Source organism: Pseudomonas sp. 18058, from assembly GCF_902706155.1.
GTDB lineage: Bacteria > Pseudomonadota > Gammaproteobacteria > Pseudomonadales > Pseudomonadaceae > Aquipseudomonas > Aquipseudomonas rustica.
Genome location: NZ_CACSJY010000012.1, coordinates 1 through 26,736, shown reverse-complemented (window position 1 = coordinate 26,736; position 26,736 = coordinate 1). Strand labels below are relative to the sequence as shown.

18 protein-coding genes and 3 pseudogenes are annotated in these 26,736 nt (G+C 59.9%); 6 read left to right on the top strand and 15 right to left on the bottom strand.

What is annotated here, in order from left to right:
- Window positions 1-416: 416 nt before the first annotated feature.
- From GVL50_RS08790 to arcD (GVL50_RS08765), 6 genes are all read right to left on the bottom strand, one after another.
- Complete coding sequence (locus tag GVL50_RS08790) at window positions 417-1,925, bottom strand: sigma-54-dependent transcriptional regulator (RefSeq protein ID WP_159812525.1); 1,509 nt, start codon at window positions 1,923-1,925, stop codon at window positions 417-419.
- A gap of 232 nt (window positions 1,926-2,157) precedes the next feature.
- Window positions 2,158-2,520 (bottom strand): DUF5064 family protein, encoded by a 363-nt coding sequence (locus tag GVL50_RS08785; RefSeq protein ID WP_159812524.1) that lies wholly within the window; start codon window positions 2,518-2,520, stop codon window positions 2,158-2,160.
- A gap of 62 nt (window positions 2,521-2,582) precedes the next feature.
- Window positions 2,583-3,512, bottom strand: a complete 930-nt coding sequence (arcC, locus tag GVL50_RS08780; protein ID WP_053123056.1) for a carbamate kinase — start codon at window positions 3,510-3,512, stop codon at window positions 2,583-2,585.
- A gap of 141 nt (window positions 3,513-3,653) precedes the next feature.
- A complete protein-coding gene (locus GVL50_RS08775; protein ID WP_053123054.1) occupies window positions 3,654-4,664 on the bottom strand; it encodes an ornithine carbamoyltransferase in 1,011 nt (336 codons plus the stop codon).
- 69 nt (window positions 4,665-4,733) lie between these two features.
- On the bottom strand, window positions 4,734-5,990 hold the full coding sequence (gene arcA, locus GVL50_RS08770) for an arginine deiminase (RefSeq protein ID WP_053123052.1): 1,257 nt from the start codon (window positions 5,988-5,990) through the stop codon (window positions 4,734-4,736).
- 35 nt (window positions 5,991-6,025) lie between these two features.
- On the bottom strand, window positions 6,026-7,453 hold the full coding sequence (gene arcD / locus GVL50_RS08765; protein ID WP_159812523.1) for an arginine-ornithine antiporter: 1,428 nt from the start codon (window positions 7,451-7,453) through the stop codon (window positions 6,026-6,028).
- A gap of 496 nt (window positions 7,454-7,949) precedes the next feature.
- Between arcD (GVL50_RS08765) and arcD (GVL50_RS08760) the strand changes: the two genes are divergently transcribed.
- Window positions 7,950-9,377, top strand: coding sequence for an arginine-ornithine antiporter (gene arcD / locus GVL50_RS08760; RefSeq protein WP_159812522.1), 1,428 nt, complete (start codon window positions 7,950-7,952; stop codon window positions 9,375-9,377).
- A gap of 41 nt (window positions 9,378-9,418) precedes the next feature.
- Window positions 9,419-10,224, top strand: a pseudogene (locus GVL50_RS08755) (DNA-3-methyladenine glycosylase); the annotation flags it as partial.
- A gap of 214 nt (window positions 10,225-10,438) precedes the next feature.
- Here the strand turns inward: GVL50_RS08755 and GVL50_RS08750 are convergent.
- From GVL50_RS08750 to gap, 9 genes and pseudogenes are all read right to left on the bottom strand, one after another.
- Window positions 10,439-11,788: a CoA transferase gene (locus tag GVL50_RS08750; protein WP_159812521.1), complete on the bottom strand. Its 1,350-nt coding sequence runs from the start codon at window positions 11,786-11,788 to the stop codon at window positions 10,439-10,441.
- A gap of 175 nt (window positions 11,789-11,963) precedes the next feature.
- Window positions 11,964-12,491: pseudogene (locus GVL50_RS29405) on the bottom strand (methyl-accepting chemotaxis protein); the annotation flags it as partial.
- 378 nt (window positions 12,492-12,869) lie between these two features.
- Window positions 12,870-13,829 (bottom strand): annotated as a pseudogene (locus GVL50_RS29400) (chemotaxis protein); the annotation flags it as partial.
- Between the two features lie 662 nt (window positions 13,830-14,491).
- Window positions 14,492-14,881: a YbaN family protein gene (locus tag GVL50_RS08740; protein ID WP_159812519.1), complete on the bottom strand. Its 390-nt coding sequence runs from the start codon at window positions 14,879-14,881 to the stop codon at window positions 14,492-14,494.
- Between the two features lie 173 nt (window positions 14,882-15,054).
- Window positions 15,055-15,663, bottom strand: a complete 609-nt coding sequence (locus GVL50_RS08735) for a biliverdin-producing heme oxygenase (protein ID WP_159812518.1) — start codon at window positions 15,661-15,663, stop codon at window positions 15,055-15,057.
- A gap of 112 nt (window positions 15,664-15,775) precedes the next feature.
- Entirely contained in the window at window positions 15,776-18,331 is a 2,556-nt protein-coding gene (locus GVL50_RS08730; protein ID WP_159812517.1) for a TonB-dependent receptor, read from the bottom strand.
- A gap of 120 nt (window positions 18,332-18,451) precedes the next feature.
- A complete protein-coding gene (locus GVL50_RS08725; protein ID WP_159812516.1) occupies window positions 18,452-19,417 on the bottom strand; it encodes a FecR domain-containing protein in 966 nt (321 codons plus the stop codon).
- 107 nt (window positions 19,418-19,524) lie between these two features.
- Complete coding sequence (locus tag GVL50_RS08720) at window positions 19,525-20,052, bottom strand: RNA polymerase sigma factor (RefSeq protein WP_053123030.1); 528 nt, start codon at window positions 20,050-20,052, stop codon at window positions 19,525-19,527.
- Between the two features lie 188 nt (window positions 20,053-20,240).
- On the bottom strand, window positions 20,241-21,242 hold the full coding sequence (gene gap / locus GVL50_RS08715) for a type I glyceraldehyde-3-phosphate dehydrogenase (RefSeq protein WP_053123028.1): 1,002 nt from the start codon (window positions 21,240-21,242) through the stop codon (window positions 20,241-20,243).
- Between the two features lie 220 nt (window positions 21,243-21,462).
- Between gap and edd the strand changes: the two genes are divergently transcribed.
- The 4 genes from edd (at window position 21,463) to GVL50_RS08695 (ending at window position 26,605) form a co-directional block, all read left to right on the top strand.
- Window positions 21,463-23,289 (top strand): phosphogluconate dehydratase, encoded by a 1,827-nt coding sequence (gene edd / locus GVL50_RS08710; RefSeq protein WP_053123026.1) that lies wholly within the window; start codon window positions 21,463-21,465, stop codon window positions 23,287-23,289.
- On the top strand, window positions 23,286-24,239 hold the full coding sequence (locus tag GVL50_RS08705; protein WP_159812515.1) for a glucokinase: 954 nt from the start codon (window positions 23,286-23,288) through the stop codon (window positions 24,237-24,239). The genes edd and GVL50_RS08705 overlap by 4 nt, the downstream gene beginning before the upstream one ends.
- Window positions 24,240-24,414: 175 nt before the next feature.
- Window positions 24,415-25,146, top strand: a complete 732-nt coding sequence (locus GVL50_RS08700; RefSeq protein ID WP_008082801.1) for a response regulator — start codon at window positions 24,415-24,417, stop codon at window positions 25,144-25,146.
- Entirely contained in the window at window positions 25,136-26,605 is a 1,470-nt protein-coding gene (locus tag GVL50_RS08695) for an ATP-binding protein (protein ID WP_053123022.1), read from the top strand. Before GVL50_RS08700 ends, GVL50_RS08695 begins: the two co-directional genes overlap by 11 nt.
- Window positions 26,606-26,736: the final 131 nt, after the last annotated feature.

The window sequence follows — 26,736 nt, the reverse complement described above, 5'->3', positions numbered from 1 at the left end:
TTGGACGGATGTGACTCAGTGGTGTGTGTAGCGAAATCGCTACAGCACAAGGCGAGGAGAAAAGCTGAACCGGATCAAAGCCTTGCACAGCGGTGATCAGAGGAGGGTGTAACGACATCATTCCGCTGTAGCGCTTTCAGTACAGATAAAGGTCGCTTTTAAGCAGGAAATACAATTGTTGAATTGGAAACCCGAACTGTAGGAGCTGCCGAAGGCTGCGATCTTGTCCCGGCCAATACACATTCAAAGTCAACAGATCGCAGCCTCCGGCAACTCCTACAGAAAACAATCTGGAGCACAGTTCAAAATGTAGGAGCGGGCTTGCTCGCGAATGCGGTGTGTCATTCACCAATGATGTCGACTGACCCACCGCCTTCGCGAGCAAGCCCGCTCCCACATTTTTGACCGCGTTCGGCTTATGGCTTGTTGGGAATGCCGTACTTGCGCAACCGATGGGCGATAGCGGTATGCGAAGTCTGCAGGCGGCTCGCCAGTTGCCGGGTCGAGGGGTAGCTGACGTAGAGTTTTTCCAGCAGCGCTTTCTCGAACGACTCGACCGCTTGTTCGAGGCTGTCGACATCGCTGTCAGTCTGCCGCGCCACCGAGGTGCCGGCGATGTCGAGGTCGCCGATGTCCACCAGGCTGCTTTCGCAAATCGCCGCCGCGCGGAAGATCACGTTCTGCAATTGCCGCACGTTGCCCGGCCAGCGATTGCCGAGCAGCGCCGGGTAAGTGCCCGGGGCGAGGCGGCAGACCGGGCGCTGAATCTGCGCGCAGGCCTGCTGCATGAAGTAGCGCGCCAACAGCAGAATGTCCTGACCACGTTCACGCAGCGGCGGCACTTCCACGTTGAGCACGTTGAGGCGATAGAACAGATCCTCACGGAACGACCCTTCGCTGACCATTTTTTCCAGATCGCGGTGTGTCGCGCTGAGGATGCGCACGTTGACCTTCACTTCGCGATCACCGCCCACGCGACGGAAACTGCCGTCATTCAAGAAGCGCAGCAATTTCGCCTGCAAGTACGGCGACATCTCGCCGATCTCATCGAGAAACACCGTGCCCTGGTTGGCCAGCTCCATCAGCCCCGGTTTGCCGCCACGCGCCGCACCGGTGAAGGCGCCGGGGGCGTAGCCGAACAGCTCGCTCTCGGCGAGGTTCTCCGGCAGCGCTGCGCAGTTCAGAGCAAGGAACGGCGCGTTGTGCCGCGCACTGATCGCGTGACAGGCGCGGGCGACCAGTTCTTTGCCGGTGCCGGTTTCGCCTTGAATCAACAGCGGCGCATCGAGGGCCGCCACACGCTGAGCGCGGGCCTTGAGCGTACGGATCGCCGGGGACTCGCCGAGCAGCGCATCGAAACCTTCGGCGTGGTCGTGGTGCAGCGCCGAGAGTTGTTCACCGATGCGGTTGGGTTGATACAACGTCAGCAGCGCGCCTGCGTCGGTGATTGGCGTGGCGTCGAGCAGCAGAGTCTGACCATTGACGGTGATTTCACGCAGCGGCAGACGGAAGCCGTGTTCCAGCAGCGTGTCGAGCAGGCCGGGGTCGTTGAACAATTCGGAGACGCTTTCACCGGCCGGTTCGCGACCGTAGAGGGCGATCAAGGCCGGGTTGCCAAGCAGGACGTTGCCGGCGCTGTCGAGGGCTAGAACAGGATCGGTCATCGCCGCGAGCAAGGCATCGAGCTGCAAGTGCCGACGCTGGCCGGGGAGGATATCGACCACGGTCACCGCCTCCACGCCGAGCACGCGGAACAACGCATCTTTCAGCTCTTCGAGCACTGTCGGGCTCAGGGTTGGCGCGTCGATATAGACGTTCGGCGGGATCATCTCCACCGCATCCAGATTGAGGTTGCGCCCACCGAGGATAGCCAGGACTTCCTGGGTGATACCGACGCGGTCGATGAAACTGACGTGGATACGCATGGGGCGGTTCAGTGATCTGCAGAGCGGAGGGTGGCAAGTATGCCTTGGGGCGGGCTAATGGTGAAATCTGTGTCCTGCGCTGATCGTTCCCATGCTCCGCGTGGGAATGCATCCCGTGACGCTCTGCGTCACAGCGGACGCGGAGCGTCCGTGGCGGCATTCCCACGCAGAGCGTGGGAACGATCAATCGATGTAGGAGCTGCCGAAGGCTGCGATCTTTTGATCTTGACGGTTACTCAAAATGCTCAGGATTAACCGGATCTCCGGACTGCATATTCAGCTGCTTGCGGATGTCTTCAAACATCAGATCGTAATGCTTGTGCACCGAGCCGATCTGGCTGTGCGTCTTGGGAATCCCGTATTTTTCGGCAATCCGGGTCACGTCGCGGGCGAAGTTGTAGGCCTCTTCCTTGGGCAGGAAAAACGTTTCCTTCATGTCCTTGCCCTGCATATTGCCGTGCAGGGTGAACTGTATCCCTTTGCCTTTTTGCGGATCGTTGAACACTTCATAGTCGAGGCAGACGTTGTAATTGACGTCATCGTCGGTCAACGCATGCCGCTCGATGTGCAAATGACCGGGTTCAAACTGGGCCATGAGGAACTCCTTTCAAGGCATGGAAAGAGGGCAGACCCTGGGCCTGCCCCCGCCGTTTCTAATTATCGGTAAGTGATGCCAGGCTTCGCTGTGGTCACGCGTGTACCGGCGGTGCCTTGGACAATCGCTTCGATGTCCGCCAGCGAACCGATCACCGCGACCTTGCCAGTATGGCGCGCAAATTCGCAGGCTGCCTGCACCTTCGGCCCCATCGAACCGGCGGCGAAACCGAGGCGCTCGAGTTCGTCCGGATGCGCTTCGGCGATGCCTTTCTGCGTTGGTTTGCCGTAATCGATAAACGCCGCGTTGACGTCGGTGGCGATCACCAGCAGATCCGCTTCCAGTTGCTCGGCGAGCAGCGAAGAGCACAGATCTTTGTCGATCACCGCTTCGATACCCTTGAGGTTGCGGTTCTCGTCATACATGGTCGGAATCCCGCCACCCCCGGCGCAAATCACGATGCTGCCCTTGTCCAGCAACCACTTGATCGGGCGGATTTCGAAAATGCGTTTTGGTCGTGGGCTGGCCACCACGCGACGGTACTTATCGCCGTCCGGCGCAATCGCCCAGCCTTTTTCAGCGGCGAGTTTTTCCGCTTCGGCTTTGTCGTAAACCGGGCCGATCGGTTTGGTTGGATTCTTGAAGGCCGGGTCGTTGGCGTCGACTTCAACCTGAGTGAGGAGGGTGGCGAACGGGACTTCGAAGTCGAGCAGGTTGCCCAGTTCCTGTTCAATGATGTAGCCGATCATGCCTTCGGTTTCGGCACCGAGCACGTCCAGCGGGTAAGGGGTGACGGAGGTGTAAGCCGCCGCTTGCAGCGACAGCAGGCCGACTTGCGGGCCATTGCCGTGGGCGATGACCAGTTGGTTGCCGGCATGGATTTTGGCGATTTGCTCGGTGGCGATGCGGATGTTGGCGCGCTGATTGTCAGCGGTCATCGGTTCACCACGGCGGAGCAGGGCGTTACCGCCCAGAGCTACGACGATACGCATGGTGCATGTCCTTTTCTTAGTGATCGTTCCCACGCTCTGCGTGGGAATGCCGCCACGGACGCTCCGCGTCCGCTGTGACGCAGAGCGTCACGGGATGCATTCCCACGCGGGAGCGTGGGAACGATCATGGATAAGCAGTGGTTACAGATCAGCGAGGGTCGAGACCAGGATCGCCTTGATCGTGTGCATGCGGTTTTCCGCTTGCTCGAAGGCGATGCAGGCTGGCGACTCGAACACGTCGTCGGTCACTTCGATGCCGTTTTTCAGGTGCGGATACTGTTCGGCGATTTGCTTGCCGACTTTGGTATCGCTGTTGTGGAACGCCGGCAGGCAGTGCATGAACTTGGTGCGCGGGTTGCCGGAAGCTTTCATCAGCTCGGCGTTGACCTGGTACGGCAGCAGTTGCTGGATACGCTCGGCCCAGGCTTCCACCGGCTCGCCCATCGATACCCAAACGTCGGTGTGGATGAAATCGACGCCTTTGACCGCCGCTTTCGGGTCTTCGGTCAGGGTGATGCGCGCGCCACTTTCTTCGGCATATTTGTGGCAACGCTCAACCAGATCATCCAGCGGCCACAGGGCTTTCGGCGCGCAGATGCGCACGTCCATGCCGAGTTTGGCGCCGATCAACAGCAGCGAGTTACCCATGTTGTTGCGCGCATCGCCAAGGTAGGCGTAGCTGATTTCGTGAATCGGCTTGTCGGCGTGCTCACGCATGGTCAGCACGTCGGCGATCATTTGTGTCGGGTGATATTCATCGGTCAGACCGTTGAACACTGGCACGCCAGCGAACTTGGCCAGCTCTTCGACGATCTCCTGTTTGAAGCCACGGTACTCGATGGCGTCGTACATGCGACCCAGCACGCGGGCTGTGTCTTTCATGCTTTCCTTGTGACCGATCTGCGAAGAGTTCGGGTCGATGTAGGTGACGTTGGCGCCTTGGTCATACGCCGCCACTTCGAACGCGCAACGGGTACGGGTCGAGGTTTTTTCGAAGATCAGGGCGATGTTGTTGCCCTTCAGATGTTGTTGCTCGGTGCCGGTGTACTTGGCGCGTTTGAGGTCGCGGGACAGGTCGAGCAGGTAACGCAGCTCACGTGGGGTGTGGTGTTCCAGGCTGAGCAGGTTACGGTTGTGAATGTTAAAAGCCATGATGGATCTCCTTCGGTGTCGGTTATCCCCCTGGCCGCACTTTATAAGTGACGGCCAGGGCTCAGAGGTTTAGTAGTCGATTGCGTCGCGCACGATTGGGCAGGTCATGCAGTGGCCACCGCCACGGCCTCGGCCCAGTTCACCGGCGCTGATGGTGATGACTTCCACGCCGGCCTTGCGCAGCAGGGTGTTGGTGTAAGTGTTGCGGTCGTAGCCGATGACCACGCCCGGTTCCACGGCCACCACGTTGTTGCCGTCGTCCCATTGCTCGCGTTCAGCGGCGAAGCTGTTGCCGCCGGTTTCCACCACGCGCAACGCTTTCAGATTGAGGGCCTTGGCCACGGTGTCGAGGAAAGTGCCTTCTTCGCGGCGGATGTCGATGCCGCCCTGTTTGCCTTCGTCAGGTCGCAGGGTGAAGGCGACGATCTGATTGACCACTTCCGGGAAAATCGTCACGAGGTCGCGGTCGCAGAAGCTGAACACGGTGTCGAGGTGCATCGCCGCGCGGGATTTCGGCAGGCCGGCAACGATGACTTTTTCCACGGCTTTGTTCTTGAACAGGTTCAGCGCCAGTTGGCCGATGGCCTGACGGGACGAGCGTTCGCCCATACCGATCAACACCACGCCGTTGCCGATAGGCATGACGTCGCCGCCTTCAAGGGTGGAGCTGCCGTGATCCTTGTCCGGGTCGCCGTACCAGATTTCGAATTCGGCGTTGGTGAACTGTGGATGGAATTTGTAGATGGCGGTGGTCAGCAGGGTTTCCTGACGGCGCGCTGGCCAGTACATCGGGTTCAGCGTCACGCCACCGTAGATCCAGCAGGTGGTGTCGCGGGTGAACTGAGTGTTCGGCAGCGGCGGCAGAATGAAGCTGGAGTGGCCGAGGAAGTCGCGGAACATCTGGATGGTCTTGCCACCAAAGCTGTCCGGCAGATCATCAGCGGACACGCCGCCAATCAGGAACTCGGCGATGTGCCGTGGCTCGAGGCTTTTCAGCCAGGATTTGACTTCGTTGATCAGGCCCAGGCCCACCGAATCGGCGGTGACCTTGCGCTCGAGAATCCAGTCCAGCGCCTCAGGGATGGCGACGATGTCGGTCAGCAGGTTGTGCATTTCCAGCACATCGATGCCGCGCTCGCGCATCTTGGTGACGAAGTCGAAGTGGTCGCGCTTGGCCTGGGCAACCCAGAGCACGTCGTCGAACAGCAGCTCATCGCAGTTGTTCGGGGTCAGCCGCTGGTGGGCCAGACCTGGGGAGCAAACCATGACTTTGCGCAGTTTGCCGGCTTCGGAATGTACGCCGTACTTAACTTTTTCCGTGGTCATTTCAGTGATCCTCCAGATGACAAATTAGTCGGGTATTACAGCGTCAGGAAGCCGTCGTAGAGACCATAGGCTGCCACCAGGGCACCCACGATCACCAAGGCGAAAAGCAGCTTCTCGACATTAGTGAAAATCGGTTGTTTGAGTTCCAGCTTGGCTTTGGCGAACAGGATCGCGCCAGGTGCGTAGAGCAGGGCCGAAAGCAGCAAGTACTTGACCCCGCCGGCATACAACAGCCACACCGCATAGATCAGCGCGATGCCGCCGATAATCAGATCCTTGCGCCGTTCGGCCGCAAAGCCTTCGTAAGTTTCGCCGCGCACCGCCAGCAGCAGGGCATACGCCGCCGACCACAGGTACGGCACCAGAATCATCGAAGTGGCGAGGTAGATCAGCGACAGGTAAGTACTCGCCGAGAACAGAGTGATGATCAGGAAAATCTGCACCATCGCGTTGGTCAGCCACAGGGCGTTGACTGGTACGTGGTTCTCGTTTTCCTTACGCAGGAACTCCGGCATGGTGTGGTCTTTGGCGGCGGCGAACATGATCTCCGCACACAGCAGCACCCACGACAGCAGTGCGCCCAGCAGCGAAATGATCAGACCGACGCTGATCAGCACCGCGCCCCAGTGACCGACCACATGCTCAAGCACGGCGGCCATCGACGGGTTCTGCAGTTTCGCCAGTTCCGGCTGAGTCATGATGCCCAGCGACAGCACGTTGACCAGCACCAGAAACAGCAGCACGGTGATGAAGCCGATCACGGTGGCTTTACCGACGTCCGAGCGTTTTTCCGCGCGGGCCGAGAAGATGCTCGCGCCTTCGATGCCGATGAACACCCACACGGTGACCAGCATCATGTTGCGCACCTGGTTCATCACGCTGCCCAGATCCGGGTTTTTAATGCCCCAGATGTCGGCGGTGAAGATGTCCAGTTTGAAGGCGAAAATCGCGATCAGAACGAACAGCACCAGCGGCACAACCTTGGCGACCGTGGTCACGAGGTTGATGAACGCCGCTTCCTTGATCCCGCGCAGGACGAGGAAGTGCACAGCCCACAACAGCACCGAGGCGCCGATCACGGCTGCGACAGTGTTGCCTTCACCGAAAATCGGGAAGAAGTAGCCGAGGGTACTGAACAGCAGAACGAAGTAACCGACGTTGCCCAGCCAGGCACTGATCCAGTAACCCCAGGCGGACGAGAAACCCATGTAGTCGCCGAAACCGGCCTTGGCGTAGGCGTAGACACCGCCGTCCAGGTCAGGCTTTCGATTGGCGAGGGTTTGAAAGACAAAAGCGAGGGTGAGCATGCCGACAGCGGTGATGGCCCAACCGATCAGCACGGCGCCAACGTCGGCGCTGGCGGCCATGTTTTGTGGCAAAGAGAATATCCCGCCACCGATCATTGAACCGACTACCAACGCAACCAATGCACCGAGTCGTAGTTTTCCGGGAGCTTCAGACATTGCATGACTCCATTGCAGGAGAAGAGAGATCACAGCGTAGTTCTGTTGTCTGTTCAGTTAGCTGACTTAGATCAGTGCATGGTCACATTCCATTGTTAATGAATGACTTATGAATCGGCTGAAGGCATAAAGCTATCGTCTGCGAAGCCCGATTTAGACGCTTTGTGGCTACATGCTTGGGAATGGCTATTATTACTTTCGAATTATGACGCTAGTTCGTTTTGGCGGATTGGCAAATTTTCCGCGTCTGTTTTCAGTACAGAATTGATTTATTAGGATCAGCGCACAAAATTGTCTGAGCGTGCTAGGCGTTAGCGTGATCGGCTATATATAAATGGGCATTTGTTGGCGTTATCTAATAAACGTACTTACTCTTTACCCATTTAGTTAGTTAAGTCATAAACCTGTGGTGAGGGGTTCGGTGCATCTGGGGTTTGGGTGGATCCTGGGGTTTGGCTGGAAATTGAGAATTCGTTGATCAGGAAGGGAGATTTGAATGTCGCAACCGACGCAAAAGCTGCGCCTAGGCGCGTTGATCGCTCTGGTGGTGGGGTCGATGATTGGTGGGGGGATTTTCTCGCTGCCGCAGAACATGGCGGCGCGGGCCGATGCCGGGGCGATATTGATCGGTTGGGGCATCACCGCGATCGGCATGCTCACGCTGGCGTTCGTCTTTCAGACTCTGGCCAACCGAAAGCCTGAACTGGATTCCGGCGTCTACGCCTATGCCAAGGCCGGGTTCGGCGACTACATGGGGTTTTCATCGGCGTGGGGTTACTGGATCAGCGCCTGGCTGGGTAACGTCGGTTATTTCGTCCTTTTATTCAGCACCCTCGGCTACTTCTTTCCGGTGTTCGGTCAGGGCAATACGCCGATCGCCATCGGTTGTGCTTCGGTGCTGTTGTGGTGCGTGCATTTTCTGGTGATGCGCGGGATCAAAGAGGCAGCGTTCATCAATCAGGTGACCACGGTGGCGAAGATCGTGCCGCTGGTCATGTTCATCGTCATTGCCGCCGTCGCCTTCAAGGCCGACATTTTTACCCGCGACATCTGGGGCACCAGCAACCCGAATTTCGGCAATGTCATGGATCAAGTGCGCAACATGATGCTGGTCACGGTGTTCGTGTTTATCGGCATCGAAGGCGCCAGTGTTTACTCGGCGCGTGCGGAGAAACGCAGCGACGTCGGCCGCGCCACGGTGATCGGCTTTATCGGTGTGTTGGCGTTGCTGGTGCTGGTCAACGTGCTGTCGCTGGGGATCATGAGCCAGCCGGAACTGGCCAACCTGCAAAACCCTTCGCTGGCAGCGGTGCTGGAACACATCGTCGGGCCATGGGGCGCGCTGCTGATCAGCATCGGCCTGGCAATCTCGCTGCTCGGTGCGCTGCTGTCGTGGGCGCTGCTCTGCGCAGAAATCCTCTTCGCCACGGCCAAAGACAAAACCATGCCGGCGTTCCTTAAAAAGGAAAACAAAAACCACGTGCCGGTGAACGCGTTGTGGCTGACCAACGCGATGATCCAGATTTTCCTGCTGATCACCCTGTTTTCGGCGGGCACCTACACCAGCCTGATTTATCTGGCCTCGTCGATGATTCTGGTGCCGTATCTGTGGTCGGCGGCGTATGCCGTGCTGCTGAGCGGGCGTGGCGAAACCTACGAACACGCCTCGGCCGAACGCACCAAGGATTTGCTGATCGGCGGCATCGCCCTGGGTTATGCGGTGTGGTTGCTGTACGCCGGCGGGGTGAAATATTTGCTGCTGTCGGCGCTGCTGTATGCGCCGGGGGTGATCCTGTTTGCCAAGGCCAAACATGAGCAGGGCGAGCCGATCTTCACGTCTATTGAGAAGGGCATCTTTACCGTCGTCATCATCGGTGCGGGTCTGGCGGCGTATGGCTTGTACAGCGGCATGCTGTCGTTGTAAGGTTGGCGCTGGACTATCAACCGCCCTATGACTGGGAGGCGATGCTGGGTTTTCTCACGGCGCGGGCGGTGGTCGGGATGGAGGCCGTGGTCGATGGCGTGTACTCGCGCAGCATCGGGTTGAGCGGGGTGCATGGCACGGTTTCAGTGTGGCCCGGTGCTGGTGATTCGCTGGCGGTTGAAGTGGATTTTCCTGATTCGCAGGCGCTGCCAGAGATTGTGCGGCGGTTGCGGCGGATGTTCGATCTGGATGCGGATGTGGCAGTGATGCAAGGGCATCTTGCGCAGGATCCGCTGCTGGCGCGGTTGATGGCTGAGCGTCCCGGGTTACGCATTCCGGGGGCGTGGGATGGTTTGGAACTGGCGTTTCGTGCTGTGCTCGGGCAGCAGATTACCGTGCTGGCGGCGATTCGCTTGGCGGGAAATTGGTGGCTCAGTATGGCGTGCCGTTGCAATCGACGGTGCCGGGTTTGAGTTACGTGTTTCCTGAGGCGAGTGTGTTGGCTGAGGCGGATTTGGCGGCGTTGGGGATGCCCAAGAGTCGAGGGCGGACACTGTCGGGCGTGGCTCAAGCGTTGCTTGATGATCCTGCATTATTTGAGCCTTATTGCGAAGGCGGGGTGGCGCGGTTGCTGGCGTTGCACGGGATTGGCGAGTGGACGGCGCAGTACATTGCGCTGCGGCAATTGCGCGATCTGGATGGGTTTCCGCACGGGGATGTCGGGTTGTTGCGGGCGTTGGAAGTGTTGGAAGGACAGCGGCCGACGGCGCGGGAATTGGCTGTGCGGGCGGAGGGTTGGCGGCCTTATCGCGGGTATGCGGCGCAGGTGTTGTGGGCGTCTTTGAGTCACCCTCACGCCAGCCCTCTCCCGGAGGGAGAGGGGGCCGACCGAGGTGTCTGGCGCTATACATCGACCTGAGTAACCGAGGCGATTATGGATTCAAGGCCAATTTTCCATGCTGATGTTGGATTCAACACCAATCTTTCAAGTCGGTGAATCTCGCCAATATCCCCCAATCAGTCCCCTCTCCCCCTGGGAGAGGGCTAGGGTGAGGGGCTCTTCAAACCCACTGCGGCCGGTGGGCGCCCAAATCCATGGCAGGCAACGCCCACTGCAACGGTGTGCCGCTGATCTTCACCGGCGCCAGCAACCGATGTGCTGGCCCCCATGGGGTTTGTTCCAAGGGCAACCCTTGGTCTTGTTCATCCTCGGCACGCAACGTTTCGGCTATTCCGAACCCTTGTTCGATCAACAAACTCGCCGTCCGCGCCAACGACAACTGTGCCGAACCACCATGCCCATTCCGCAACCGCTCAGTCAGCAACCTGATCGCACTCGCCGCCATCAAATACCCGGTCGCATGATCCAGCCCCTGCACCGGCAACGGCGTCGGTTTGTCCGCGTGCTTCCAGCGCTGCCCGGCCTCGGCGATGCCGCTGCTCATTTGCACCAGACTGTCGAAGCCCCGACGGTTTTGCCACGGGCCGCTCCAGCCGTAAGCGTTGAGGCAGACGTCGATCAATCCCGGTGCCAATTGGCGACGACGTTCAACGCCGAAACCAAGATTCTCCAACGCATCAGCGCGATAACCGTGCAGCAGAATGTCGGCGCCTTTCAGCAGACTCTCGAACACCGCGCGATCCGCCGGAACCTGCAAATCCAGCCGTGCGCAGCGTTTGCCCAAGGTCATTTCCGGGACGACGCCGGGTTCATTCCAGGTCGGTGGATCGATGCGCAAAACCTCAGCACCGAGCCCCGCGAGGAAACGACTGGCGGTAGGGCCGGCGAGCACGCGCGTCAGATCCAACACCTTGATCCCGGCCAATGGGCGTTCCACCGAGCCTTGCCAGGATTTCGCATGTTCATCCTGATCTGAGAAGAAGTGAACAAGCGGCTCGGCATTCACCGCCAACCCCTGCGGATGCTGTTGCCACTGCGCCCAACTGCGCATTTCGGCGGCGCAACCCTTGGCGTCGACCACCGCTTGCTCCAGTTCCGTGCTCGCCCATTGCGCGACTTTCACCGCCATCGCCGCGCGATCGGAGCAGGCACCGAGCACGCGTTCAGCGGCGGCGCGGTGATGCGGGGCGTTGGTGTGCAGGCGAATCCAGCCGTCGCGCGTTGCGTAGTCGCCGGCGACCGGATCCCACAGCGGTGGCACTTGCCAGCCGATCGGGCGCAGTGATGAGGAGAACCAGAACGAGGCCAGGCGACGATCGACTTCTACGGCGGGCAGGTGGCCGGTTTGTTGCTGCAAGAGTTCGCTGATGGCTTGCCCGGCAGCGGCGATGCTGGCGCAGGCAAGATCGGTGACGGCGAAGGCCGAGGGCAGGGCGCCACTGGCGGTGAACGCAATCGGCGTGTGCGGCAAGCCGAGTGCGGCTTGAATGGACGTGAGTAAATCAGTCATCGAAGGCCCTCCGGAGCGAGAGGGCGATGATAGTGCAAAACGTCACGGGATTAGATGAAGGCTCTTGTAGGAGCTGAGCTTGCTCGCGAAAGCGGTGTGTCAGTCGACGAAGATGTTGAATGTGACGGCCTCTTCGCGAGCAAGCTCTGCTCCTACAAGTTTGTGTGGTGAGGGTCTAGACGCGGAACTGATCCATCAATTTCATCTGCTGGCTCGCCAGTGCATTGAGCTGGCTGCTGATCGCGGCCGACTCGGTGGCTTGTCCGGTCAAGGTCTCGGTCACGGTGCGAATCGCCGAAACGTTGCGATTAACCTCTTCGGCCACCGCGCTCTGCTGTTCCGCCGCGCTGGCAATCTGCAGATTCATGTCGCTGATCACCGTCACCGCGTCGCTGATCTTGCCCAGCGCATCCACGGCCTGACGAATCTGCCCGGCGTTGTTGTGCGCCTGGGTCTGGCTCGAATGCATGGTCGCGACCACGCCACGGGTGCCGGTCTGAATACGCTCGATCACCACGCGAATTTCTTCCACCGAATCCTGCGTGCGTTTGGCGAGGTTGCGCACCTCATCGGCGACCACCGCGAAACCGCGTCCACTTTCACCGGCACGGGCCGCTTCAATCGCCGCGTTGAGCGCGAGCAGGTTGGTCTGTTCGGCGATGCTGCGGATCACTTCCAGTACCGAACCGATCTGCTCGCTGTTGACCGCCAGCGCTTCAACTTCGGTCACCGCTTTGCTGACTTCATCGGCCAATTGATTGATGTCGCGGGTGCTGCGTTCGATGATCGACATGCCGTCCTTCGCCGACTGATCGGCACCTTTCGCGGCGTTGGCTGCGTTCGACGCGCTGTTGGCGACGTCGTGGGCGGTGGCGCTCATTTCGTTGGACGCGGTAGCCACTTGGTCGATTTCGCGGAACTGCACCTGCATGCCTTCGCTGGTCTGACGGGCGATTTCCGAAGACTGGTCGGCGGTGCCGCGCGCTTCGGTGATGCTCTGTTTGATCTGCGCGATGGTCGGTTGCAGCTTGTCGAGGAAACGGTTGAACCAGTTCACCAGTTCGCCCAGTTCATCTTTTTTGCTGTAGTTCAGACGCTGGGTCAGATCACCTTCGCCGCTGGCGATGTTCTTCAGCATCTCGGCGACGCTGTTGATCGGACGGGTAACGCCAGACGCGGTCAGCCAGATCAGCAGCAGACCGACCACGCCAGCCACCACAGCCACCAGCAACGCGGTGAGCACGCCGGTTTCCTGGGCATCATCGAGCACCGCTTGCAGCTTGACCGAGTCGGCCAGCAGCACTTGTTTCGGCAGGTCGATGACTACACCCCAAGCGCGCGAGTTGCCAATCGGGTCGACCGGGTACACCGCACGGATCAGGTCGCCCTGTTCGAGGATTTTCGGTGTGCCGGAGGCGAGCAGTTGCAGTACGTCCTGGCCATTAGCGCCGAGGGTGTCGTTGATCTTTTTGCCGACCTTGGCCGCGTCCGAACTGTCGGCGCCGAGCACGCCGCTGCCGGAGACGATGAGCATGTGCCCGGCGTTGTTGAAGAGGTTGCGTTGCGACTCGACGGCGGCTGCTTGCAGCGCGTCGAGGGCGATGTCGACACCGACCACGCCGATCGCTTTGCCGTCGACAATCAATGGTACGGAAATGGTCGTCATGAGCATTTCCTTATTGCCCACGGTGTCTGCGTACGGGTCGAGCAAACAGGTGCGTTTGTTGTCGCGAGGGCAGGTGTACCAGCTGTTGTACGGTGTGCCGCTGACGCTGAGGGTAGTTTTGGTCAGGTCTTCTTCGACCATGATCGTGTTCAGCGAGGCGCCGGCCGCGCGGCTCCAATAGGTCGCGAAACGTCCGGCTTCGTTGGACTGGCGCGCGGCGTCGTTGGCGAACTCGCTGTCCTTGCCGTCGAGGCCGTTGGGTTCGAAGGCGAGCCAGATTCCGAGCACTTTATCGTTGCGCTCGAACGCGGTTTTCAGGCTCTGGTTCAACTCTTCGCGCAGGGCGCCGGCGTCCAGCGAACGCTTGGCGGCCATCACGCGCATGTCTTTGATCTGATCCGCCAGCGCGGTAATCACCAACAAGCTTTCGCCAAAGGTTTTCTGCACCCGCACCGCTTGTTCGGCGGCTTTGGCTTGCAGCAGGTTTTGCACACTGGCGGTGAGCAGCTGGTTGCTGGAATTGCTGACCAGTTCATCGTTCTGGTTGGTCTGGTAGATGTTCATGCCAACAATCAGCGCGACCACACCGAGCAGGCACAGACCGGAGAGCAGGACGATTTTCAGGCGGATGGACAGAGAGTCGAACATGGGGCGATCTCGCGAATGGATAAACGGGTGGCTTGCGGGTATGGACTACCCGGTTCGCCAAATCCATTCAGCGCCATGAATGCTCATCGGCGCGAGGCGAAAAGGCATGAGGCGCGCGCCGACGAACGGTCAGCGCTAAACGTTTGCGCAGGGGAAAGTGCTGGAAATCAGAGCAATTTCAGGGAAGTGTCTGCGTGAATTGGAGGGCACTTGTGGCGAGGGGATTTATCCCCGTTCGGCTGCGAAGCAGGCCCAAAACCTGAGAATGGGTTCTGTCGGAAAAATCAGGGTTTCTGGACTGTGGCTGCTTCGCAGCCAATCGGGGATAAATCCCCTCGCCACAGAATCCCCTCGCCACAAAAGTTCTTCACACAGAAACTCGGTGTGGCTTAAACAGGAATCGATTCCGGGCGCGACCAGATCCACAGATTCCCCAACCCCATCCCGGCAATCGCCAGATAGATCGGCCAGCCGTGATCGAGCATCACCAGCATCAACGTCGCGCACAGCAACATGCTTACCGTCGCGCTGACTTTGGCTTTGCGCGCGATGATTTTGCCGTTGCGCCAGTTGCTCAGAATCGGCCCGAACAGGCGATGGTTCTCCAGCCAGGCACTCAGGCGCGGCGAACTGCGGGTGGCGGCCCAGGCGGCGAGGAGGATGAACTCGGTGGTCGGCAGGCCGGGCACGACAATGGCGATCAGGCCGATGCCGAGGCTGACGTAGGCCAGGAGGCCGAACAGCACGCGGGCGAGTTTGGAGGAGGCTGGTTGCGGCATGGGCTCGGCGGGATGCTTCTGAAGCGGGATCGGGATCTTACAGGTTGTTGCAGTTCCCATGTGGGAGCGGGCTTGCTCGCGAAGGCGGTATGTCAGCCAACATCTCTGTCGAATGTGAGGCCGCATTCGCGAGCAAGCCCGCTCCCACAATGGGTTTTGTGCTGTGTCGGGAATCAGGCCGGTTCGGCCTCGGTGGCGTAAGCCTGTTCCAGCAACACGGTGAAGCGGTTGAACGCGTCGATCGCGCCTTGCTCCACTTCGGCTTCTTCTTCAGCGCTGAATTCCAGTGAATCCAGGGTGCGCACGAAGCTCTTCCAGCCTTCGGCACGGCCACCTTCTGGCTCACCGAGGTGACGGGCGCCGAAGGTTTCGCTCAGCTCAAGGGCCACGGCGCGTTTGATCAGGAACGCAGCGCCGAGCTTCGAACCTTCGGACACAAAGATCCAGCCCAGTGCCCGTGCCTTGCTCGGGTTTTTTACCGCGCCGGCAACCGGGGCCGGGACTTCGGTGTCGAGATCGGCGAGGTCAGCCTTGGCCGCTTCAGCGCGGCAGCGGGCCGGCAGGTCAGGGACAATGGCGGTCAGTTCGGCGCTGTTGTAGAGGTCGACCAGTTCCGACTGGAACAGGTACTGCGCGACGACGAAACGGGCGAAGTTGGCGCGGGTCTCGAACGGCGCGTGAGCCTTCACCAGGGCATCGAGCTTGGTGTGCGGTTCGTTGGTGATCTGGTTCAAGCGTTGCGAACGCAGGGCAGGGCGTTGTTCGGTGTCTTGAGCTGTCATGGGAAATCCTTGAGAAAGAGAGGCGCTTGCTAACGAGACGAACAAGCAGACGCATGAGCGTAAAAAAACCTCACTGCGCGGTGCTTGAACACGCGCAGTGAGGTTGGCCGGATCAGATGTCCCAGACCAGATTGATCGCGAAGTTGCGGCCCGGTTGGGTCAGGCGATCGAGGTTGGCCGGTTGCGTGACCGAGGCTTCGCCGACGCTGTCGTAACCGCGCACGTCATCCCACTGCCAGTATTTCTTGTCGGTCAGGTTGTAGAGACCGGCGTTGACGGTCACGTCGTCGGTGACTTTGTAGAAGCCCGCCAGATCGAGCACGCCATAACCCGGGGTCTTGAACTGGGTGCTGGTGCCGTCCGGTGTTTTGAACATGGTGCTGTCGACACGATCCTTGCGCTTGACCAGCGTCCAGCTCAGCAGCGCGCCGTATTTGTCCTGGTCATAACCGAGGCCGAACACGCCGGTCAGCGGGTTGATGCTGTTCAGCGGCTCACCGCTGTCATCGTTGCGGCCATACAGGTACGCCATCGAGCCTTGGGTGTAGAGGCCGGTCGGTGCGCCGAAGGTATCGAGGTTCAAGCGACCTTTAAGCTCCACGCCTTTGATGGTGGCGTGTTTGATGTTGTTGCTCTGGAACGTGGTCTCGGTGTAACCGGGAGTGATGGCGTTCTCGTCGATGAAATCACGGTACTTGTTGTAGAACACCGCAACGTCGAAGGTGCCCGCTTCAAACTGGCCACGCAGACCGGTTTCATAGCTTTTGCTTTTTTCCGGTTCCAGATCCGGGTTCGGCGCGACCTGGTAGCCGCCCGCGAGGTTTTCAAAGCGACCATACAAAGCCTTGGCGGTCGGGGTGCGGAAGCCTTCGGCGTACTGACCGTACCAGGTGTAGTTGTCGTTGAAGCTGTAAGTGGTGCCGAACTTCGGCGACAGACGATGCCAGGTTTTCTTCTCGTCGCTGACCTGACCGTTGCCGCTCTGGTCGGCAGTGGCGAGGAACTCATCGGTGATGTGCGGTTTGAGTTCGGTGTAGTCGTAACGTGCGCCCGGCAGGAACGTCCAGTTGCCCCAACTGATCTGATCCTGGGCAAACAGACTGTAGCTGTTGATGGTCGGATCCGGGAAGTCGCTGGCCGGTGTCAAGGTGTCGGCCGCGCTTGGCGCACCGATCACGCGGCAGGCGCCGGCGACGGTCAGGCAAGTGCCGGAGCCGGTGCGCAGACCGGTGACCTTGTCCTGCTTGATGGTCGTGCCGTAGGTGATGGTGTGATCGGTGTCGGCGATGGCAAACGACTTGTCAGCCTGCGCATCGAATACCCACTGGCGATCTTTGTAATTGGTGTCGCGGTTGCGCAGCACAGTGCGCGACGGCGCGTAGATTTCCTGGGTGCTCTGATCGGTTTTGGCGATCTGATAGTTGAGCGACCACTTGATGTTGTCGGCCAGCACAGTGTCCAGCGCGAAGCGGTGTTCCAGACCAAAACGCTCGCGGGTAACGGTGTCGTTGCCGGTGCGCGACTTATAGAAACCGAAACCGCGTCCAGCGTTGAACGGGCCACCGACGGCGCTCAACTGGTTGGTGTCGCGATCATCTTTATAGTGTTCGTAGGTCAGGCCGAAGCGCGCGTCGTCAGCGTAGTTCCAGCCAAGTTTGGCCAGCACGTTGGTGGTGCGCACGTCTTCCGGGTTGGCCTCGGTGCGGTTCAGGCCGGTGCCACCGGTTTCGCCGTAGGATTCGGTTTCGTGACCGTTGCGCTGGCTCAGGTGCAGCAAACCGTCGAAGTCGCCGGTGCGGCCAGCAACGGTACCGGAGGTCAGCCAGCTGTCATCGGCCGAGCTGTAACCGGTTTTCAGCCGGGCGCCGACGTCCTGGCCAGGCTTGATGATGTCGTCCGGATCGAGGGTGTAGTAGCTGACGGCGCCGCCAATCGCATTGCTGCCGTACAGCACCGAGGCCGGGCCACGGAGAATTTCGACGCGTTTGACGATTTCCGGGTCGACGTAATTGCGGTTGGTCTGCGCGTACGGGCCGTTGAAGAAACTGTCCGGCACTTGCACGCCGTCGACCTGAGTCAGCACACGGTCGCCATCGATACCACGGATGTTGTAGCCGGTGATGCCGGCACGTTGACCGGCGCCGCCCACCGAAACGCCCGGCTCGTACCGCACCAGATCTTTGATCGAATTGACGTTGTTGCGATCGAGATCTTCGCGGGTCTGCACGCTGACGGTGGCCGGCACGCTGTTGACCGACTGTTCCTGACGCGTGGCGCTGATGGTCACCTGATCAAGGTTAAGGGTGCCGCTGCTGTTGCGCTTTTCCAGCACCACATTGTTGTTGCTCAGCTTGCGGAAGCTCAAATTGGTCCCCACCAACAGCCGCTCCAGCGCTTTCTCCGGCGGCAGCGAGCCGCGCACGCCCGGCGACGATACGCCCTGACCCAGTTCCGCCGGCAAGCCGACCTGCCAACCGGTCACAGAGGTGAAGGCATTGAGCGCCGACACCAGCGGTTGCTGGTTGATGGAGAACGCGTAATCACCCATGTTGCGCGCCGGTTGCTCGGTGGCAGCCATCAGCGGTGCGGTGCCGGCCATGAGAATGGCAGCGGTCAGCAGCGACAATACGCGGGAAGGGGAAGTCTGACGGGTAAGGCGTGAGGACATCGATAGCGCTCCGTGTCGCACGAATCTTTATAGGTGCTGATTGGCATCGTGATGCGAATCAATTGCATTGGCTATAACGAGACGAACGGGCTTCAGCTATCGAGTAAAAATAATTCTCATTTAGTTCAAGATCACCAGCGCCGGGAATTCCTGCAAGCGCGCGGAGGTGATGTGGGCGAGGGAACGCACCACGTCGAGTGGCTGATCGAGGCGATAATTGCCGGTCACGGCGACGTCGGCCAACTGCTCGTTGGTGTTGATGATCCAGCCCGGATAGTAGCGGCGCAACTCGGCCAGCACTTGGTTGAGCGGACAGTTTTCGAACACCAGTCGGCCTTGTACCCAGGCCAGATCGGTCGCCGCATCAAGTTTGGACGGGCGGTCGAAGCCATTAGGGCCGATGCGGATACTTTCCCCGGCCGACAGGCGCACGCGGGCATCGTTGTGGGTCGCGCGCAAATCGACATCGCCACGCTGGACGTTGACCTGCGCGACGCCATCGAGATAACGCACGGCGAATTCGGTGTCGCGCACGCTGGCTTTGACCGGGCCAGCATCGATTTCCAAGGGCTGAGTGCGGCTGCCGGCGATCTCGAAATACGCCTCGCCCTGATACAAGCGAGCAACGCGTTGCTGATCATTGATCGTGCTGGAGAAAGCGGAATTGGTGTTGAGCAGGACTTTCGAACCGTCTTCCAGTTGCAGACGCTGACGCTCGCCGACCACCGTCAAGTGATCGGCCTGAATGCGCATCGGCAGGTTACTGAAACTGAACAGACCAAGAATCAGCACTGCAGCAGTGGCCAACGGTTTCCAGTGCGGGCGCAACCGCTTGAGAAAGGTGACCTTGGCAGGTTTCGCCGCGAGGCTTTGCGCGCACTGAATGACTTGCGGGCCATCCCAGATCGCCTGCGCCTTGGCGAACGCTTCGGCGTTCAACGGATCAGCCGCCAGCCAGGCATGGAACTGCCGGGTCTGCTCCTCGTCCGGGCTGCCGAGCACGATGAGCCAGTCCAGCGCCTGGTCCATTGCGTCTGCAGCGTCCCGCGCCGAATCAGGCGAAGGCGAGCGGTGGGTGTCCGTCACGGTGTTTCCTCGGGCTTTTTCAAAGCAAGTTTCGAGTTTCAAGCGACAAGCTGCAAGCTAAAGCTCATTCGGTGTGAACTTTGAGTTTTCAGCTTGCCGCTTGAAGCTTATAACTCGCCGCTGCTGTTATGCCGTTCGGCGACGCCGATGCAAATGGACATGATCAGTTTCAATTCTTTCTGCACGGTACTCAGGGAGACGTTCAGTTCGTCCGCTATTTCCTGGTAGCTGTTGCCGTGCAAACGGCTGAGGATGAAAATCTGCTGCTGACGCGAGCTGAGTTCGCTGAGACTCACGTTCAATCGCTCCAGCATTTGTTCGGCGTGGGCGGCGTCTTCGGCGCTGCTGGCGGGGGCGGCGATGCTGTGCACGACGTCTTGCGGCACGTCATCGACCATCGTCCGTGAGTGCAGCTTGCGCGCACGCAAATGATCCAGCGCCAGATTGCGCGCGGTCTGGAAGACAAAGGGCTCGAGGTGATCGATGGCCCGCTCGCTCAACGCCCGCGTCACGCGCAGGTAGGTTTCCTGCAGCAGGTCTTCAGCGGTGCTGTGATTGTTGACCATCCGTTCCAGCGTCCGCAGCAGGGACATACGCTGGGTGAGGAAGACGTGGTTGAAGCGCGATTGACTCACGGGGGAACCTGATCCATTTCGAGCGAATGATAATGCTTATCATCTATGCGAATGGTCAAGTATTGTTTTGTGATCGACACGGATAAATGTAGGAGCTGCCGAAGGCCGCGATCTTTTGATGTTGAACTTAAAAACAAGATCAAAAGATCGCAGCCTTCGGCAGCTCCTACGGGGAGAGCGAGGCACCCTTACTCGGCGTTACACAGCGCCAGGCAGTTATCCAGCATGCGGTTGGAGAAGCCCCACTCGTTGTCGTACCAGGCCAGCACTTTCAGCAGTTTGCCGCTGGATTTGGTGTGGTTGGCGTCGAAGATCGACGACAGCGGGTTGTGGTTGAAGTCGCTGGAAACCAGCGGCAACGTGTTGTAACCCAAAATCTTCGAATGCTGGCTCGCAGCCTTGAGCAGCGCATTGACCTCATCCGCCGAGGCTTCGCGCTTCAATTGCACGGTCAAATCCACCAGCGAGACATTGATCACCGGCACCCGCACGGCCATGCCGGTCAGTTTGCCGGCCAGTTCCGGCAGCACCAGGCCGACCGCTTCAGCAGCGCCGGTCTTGCTCGGGATCATGTTCTGCGTGGCCGAACGCGCGCGGTACGGGTCGGTGTGATAGACGTCGGTGAGGTTCTGATCGTTGGTGTAGGCGTGAATGGTGGTCATCAAGCCGCTTTCGATGCCCAGCTCACGGTGCAGCACCTGCGCCACTGGCGCCAGACAGTTGGTGGTGCACGAAGCGTTGGAGATGATCTGGTGCGACTGGCGCAGAATGTCGTGGTTCACACCATAAACGACGGTGGCGTCGGCGCCTTTGGCCGGGGCCGAGATAATCACTTTGCGCGCGCCGGCAGTAATATGCGCGGCCGCTTTGGCGCGGTCGGTAAAGAGACCGGTGCATTCAAACACCACATCAATCTTTTCCGCGGCCCAGGGCAGGTCGGCCGGATTGCGAATCGCGCTGACCGCAATGCGGTCGCCGTTGACGGTCAGACTCTCGTTGTCATGCTCGACTTGCGCGTCGAACGTGCCGTGAACGGTGTCGTATTTGAGCAGATGGGCGTTGATCGAGCTGTCGCCCAGATCGTTGATGGCGACGATCTGCAAATCCTGTCGATAGCCTTGGGTATACAGTGCGCGCAGGACATTACGGCCGATGCGGCCAAAACCATTGATTGCGATTCGTAGAGTCATGGAACAGCGCCGCCGTCGTTTTGTTGTTGGAATTACAAGATTATTCGCATAAAAATAGAAAACAAGCCTTTTTAATGGCAATATTTTGTTTTATCTACAACGAGTGACCTGAATCAACTGGTCCGAATGATCAAAAAAACCGTCTGTCATTCCAACAACAACGGCGTTTGATCAGCATAGACAATCAGGTCGCCACATCCGTTAGCCTGGAGTTCTACACATGCATCCCCGCGTTCTTGAGGTCACCGAACGGCTTATCGCCCGCAGCCGCGCCACGCGTCAGGCTTACCTTGCACTGATTCGCGGCGCCGCCACTGACGGGCCGATGCGCGGCAAGCTGCAATGCGCCAACTTCGCCCATGGCGTGGCCGGTTGCGGCAGCGAAGACAAGCACAGCCTGCGGATGATGAACTCGGCGAACATCGCCATTGTTTCGTCTTATAACGACATGCTCTCGGCGCACCAGCCGTACGAAGTGTTCCCGGAACAGATCAAAAACGCCCTGCGCGAAATCGGCTCGGTCGGACAGTTCGCTGGTGGTACTCCGGCGATGTGCGACGGCGTGACCCAAGGCGAGCCGGGCATGGAACTGAGCCTGCCGAGCCGCGAAGTGATCGCCATGTCCACAGCGGTAGCGCTGTCACACAACATGTTCGACGGCGCGCTGATGCTCGGCATCTGCGACAAGATCGTGCCGGGCCTGATGATGGGCTCGCTGCGTTTCGGCCACTTGCCGACGATTTTCGTGCCGGGCGGGCCGATGGTCTCGGGGATTTCCAACAAGGAAAAAGCCGACGTGCGCCAGAAGTACGCCGAAGGCAAAGCGACCCGCGAAGAGCTGCTGGAATCGGAGATGAAGTCCTACCACAGCCCGGGCACCTGCACCTTTTACGGCACAGCCAACACCAACCAGTTGCTGATGGAAGTCATGGGTCTGCACTTGCCGGGCGCCTCGTTCGTCAACCCGAACACGCCGCTGCGTGACGCGCTGACCCGCGAAGCCGCGCACCAGGTGACGCGCCTGACCAAACAAAACGGCAACTTCATGCCGATCGGCGAAATCGTCGACGAGAAGTCGCTGGTCAACTCGATTGTGGCGCTGCACGCCACCGGCGGTTCGACCAACCACACCCTGCACATGCCGGCCATCGCCATGGCGGCAGGCATTCAACTGACCTGGCAGGACATGGCCGACCTCTCCGAAGTCGTGCCGACCCTGAGCCACGTCTACCCGAACGGCAAAGCCGACATCAACCACTTCCAGGCGGCGGGCGGTATGTCGTTCCTGATCCGCGAACTGCTCGGCGCCGGTCTGTTGCACGAAGACGTCAACACCGTGCTAGGCCACGGCTTGAGCAAGTACACCAAAGAACCGTTCCTCGATAACGGTGAACTGGTCTGGCGCGAAGGGCCGGTCGACAGCCTCGACGAAAACATCCTGCGCCCGGTCGCGCGTGCGTTCTCGCAGGAAGGCGGTTTGCGCGTGATGGAAGGCAACCTCGGGCGCGGTGTGATGAAGGTGTCTGCGGTGGCGCTGGAAAACCAGATCGTTGAAGCACCAGCGATGGTGTTCCAGGATCAACAGGATCTGGCCGACGCGTTCAAGGCCGGTCTGCTGGAAAAAGATTTTGTCGCCGTGATGCGCTTCCAGGGCCCGCGCTCCAACGGCATGCCCGAGTTGCACAAGATGACGCCGTTCCTCGGTGTGCTGCAGGATCGCGGCTTCAAAGTCGCGCTGGTGACTGACGGACGCATGTCCGGCGCCTCGGGGAAAATTCCGGCGGCGATTCACGTCAGCCCCGAAGCTTATGTCGGCGGCGCTTTGGCACGCGTGCAAGAGGGCGATATCATCCGCGTCGATGGCGTCAAAGGCACTTTGGAACTTAAAGTCGACGCCGCAGAATTTGCAGCGCGCGAACCCGCCAAAGGCCTGTTGGGCAACAACATCGGCAGCGGTCGCGAACTGTTCGGCTTTATGCGCATGGCTTTCAGCTCGGCAGAGCAGGGCGCCAGCGCCTTCACTTCTGCCCTGGAGACGCTTAATTGAAACTGGCTTTGGTCGGTGACATCGGAGGCACCAACGCACGGTTTGCGTTGTGGAAAGATCAGCAACTGGAATCGGTTCAGGTCTTGGCCACCGCCGACCACGCCAGCCCGGAAGAGGCGATCAGCCTTTACCTGAGCGGGCTCGGTCTGGCGCCGGGTTCGATCGGTTCGGTGTGCCTGTCGGTGGCCGGTCCGGTCAGTGGTGATGAATTTAAATTCACCAATAACCACTGGCGGCTGAGCCGCACGGCGTTCTGCAAAACCTTGCAGGTCGAGCAGTTGTTGCTGGTCAACGACTTCTCGGCAATGGCGCTGGGCATGACCCGTTTGCAGCCGGGCGAATTTCGCGTGGTCTGCGAAGGCACGCCGGAGCCGTTGCGCCCGGCGGTGGTGATCGGCCCGGGCACTGGCCTTGGCGTGGGCACTTTGCTCGATTTGGGCGAAGGCCGTTTTGCGGCGCTGCCGGGCGAGGGCGGTCACGTCGATCTGCCGCTGAGCAGCCCGCGTGAAACGCAATTGTGGCAGCACATCCATAACGAAATCGGCCATGTCAGTGCCGAGACGGCGTTGAGCGGCGGCGGTTTGCCGCGTGTTTACCGGGCTATTTGCGCGGTCGATGGGCATGAGCCGACACTCGATACGCCGGAAGCGATTACCGCGGCCGGGCTGGCGGGTGATCCGATAGCGCTGGAAGTGCTCGAGCAATTCTGCTGCTGGCTCGGCCGTGTCGCCGGTAATAACGTGCTGACCACGGGTGGGCGTGGCGGGGTGTTTATCGTTGGCGGTGTGATTCCACGGTTTGCTGATTTCTTCCTCGAAAGCGGTTTTGCTCGCAGCTTTGCGGATAAAGGTTGCATGAGTGATTACTTCAAAGGCATTCCAGTGTGGCTGGTGACAGCGCCGTATTCCGGGCTGATGGGCGCGGGTGTGGCTCTGGAACAGGCAGGCTGAAGCGTGAGATCGTTCCCATGCTCCGCGTGGGAATGCAGCCCGTGACGCTCCGCGTCACTGGACGCGGAGCGTCCCCAGAGGCATTCCCACGCAGAGCGTGGGAACGATCAGCGTGGGAACGATCGGTTCATCAGGCATAATCCGCCCCAATTCCAACAACAAGGATGCCTTCGAAGTGAGCTCAGTCAACAAGTCGATATTGTTGGTCGATGACGACCAGGAAATACGCGAGTTGCTGGAAACCTACCTGACCCGCGCCGGGTTTCAGGTACGTGCCACGGCCGATGGCGCCAGTTTCCGTCAGGCACTCAACGAGGCGCCGAGTGATCTGGTGATCCTCGATGTCATGCTCCCCGACGAAGACGGCTTCAGCCTTTGCCGTTGGGTGCGTCAGCATCCGCGTCAGGCGCAGGTGCCGATCATCATGCTCACCGCCAGTTCCGACGAAGCCGATCGCGTGATCGGACTCGAACTCGGCGCTGACGACTACCTCGGCAAACCCTTCAGCCCGCGCGAACTGCAAGCGCGGATCAAAGCCCTGCTGCGCCGCGCGCAATTCGGTCAGGAACGTAATGGCAGCGAAGTGCTGGCGTTTGATGAATGGCGGCTGGACATGGTCAGTCATCGTCTCTTTCACACCGACGGCGAAGAAGTGATTCTCTCCGGCGCCGATTTCGCCCTGCTGAAACTGTTCCTTGATCATCCGCAGGAAATTCTCGACCGCGACACCATCGGCAATGCCACCCGTGGCCGCGACCTGATGCCGCTCGATCGCATCGTCGACATGGCCGTCAGCCGCTTGCGCCAACGCCTGCGCGATACGGAAAAACCGCCGCGACTGATCCGCACCGTGCGCGGCAGCGGTTACCAATTGGCAGCCAATGTGGTTGCCGGCAATGGTCACTGAGTCGCTGCGTAAACTCGCCGCCAAGGTACCAGTGCCGCGCTCGCTGCTTGGGCGGATGTTGCTGCTGACCTTGCTCGCCGTGCTGTTTGCGCAGACGTTGTCCAGCGTGATCTGGGTCTCGCAACTGCGCGCCACCCAGCTTGAAGGCCTGGTCACCAGCGCCCGCAGCCTCGCCCATTCGATGACCGCCAGCGTCAGTTATTTCCGCTCGTTGCCAGTGGCTTATCGCCCACTGGTGCTCGACCAATTGCGCAGCATGGGCGGCACCCGATTTGTCGTGACGCTCAATGACAAACCGCTGGGCATGGACGTTCTGCCGGTCACCCCGCGTAAAGCCGCAGTGATGAAAGCCGTCGACGAAGTGCTGCGCCAGACCCTTGGCCATGACACCGATATTTCGGTGACCTTCGTCAGCCCCGAGGATCTGCGGATCTTCAACGCCGGGCTGAAACTCGATGAATTGCCACGCTCTTGGGCGCATTACGCGTTGACCCTCGAGCCGGTCAATCCGCCGGTTCTGGTCACGCAAATCCAGATGGCGCCGGGCGAATGGCTGTACATCGCCTCGTTGCTGCCCGAGCCGTACACCAGTCTTGAAGAACAAGGCCTGCCGTCGCAGCAGGTGTGGTTTATCGTCCTCACCAGTGGCTTTCTGTTGTTGTTCATCGGCGTACTGGTGCACTGGCAGAGCCGCCCGCTCAAGCGTCTGGCTCGTGCGGCGCGGGACATGTCGCTGGGTGCCGACGTTGAGCCGGTGGCGGAGGGCGGCGGCAGTGAGGTGGTGGAAGTGGGGCGCGCGTTCAACAGCATGCGCGAACGTATCAGTCGTTACCTGACCGAACGCAGCCAGTTGTTCAGTGCTATTTCCCATGACTTGCGCACACCGATCACGCGATTGCGTTTGCGCGTGGAGTTGCTCGAAGACGAACAGTTGCAAGCCAAGTTCGGCCGCGATCTCGACGAGTTGGAGTTGCTGGTCAAAGGCGCGCTGCAATGCGTGAAAGACACCGACATCCACGAGAACATTGAACCGGTCGACCTTAACCACGTACTCGATTGTCTGGTCGAGCCGTATCTGGCGCCAAACGGCAATGGCCGCGTGACCCAACAGGGCCGGGCACTGGCGGCGTATTCGGGCAAGCCGTTGGCGTTGAAACGCTGCATTGGCAACTTGATCGACAACGCGTTGAAGTACGGGCAGAACGCGCATCTGCACATCGATGACGATGACAGCGCCTTTGTCTTGCACGTTGATGATGAAGGCCCGGGAGTGCCGGAGCAGCGGCTGGAGCAGGTGTTCGAGCCGCACTTCCGGTTGGCGGGGCAGCAGCAGGGGTATGGCTTGGGATTGGGCATTGCGCGCAACATCGCCCACAGTCATGGCGGCGAAGTGACGTTGCAGAATTTGCGTGAGGGTGGGTTGCGGGTGACCCTGCAATTGCCGCGCAGTGCTGACTAGGTAGACCGCGTTATCGTTCTTCGCGAGCAAGCCCGCTCCCACAGGTGACCGCATTCCATCGGGAAGAATGCGGTCGAATGTGGGAGCGGGCTTGCTCGCGAAGGCGTCCGACCTGACAACACAAATGTAAC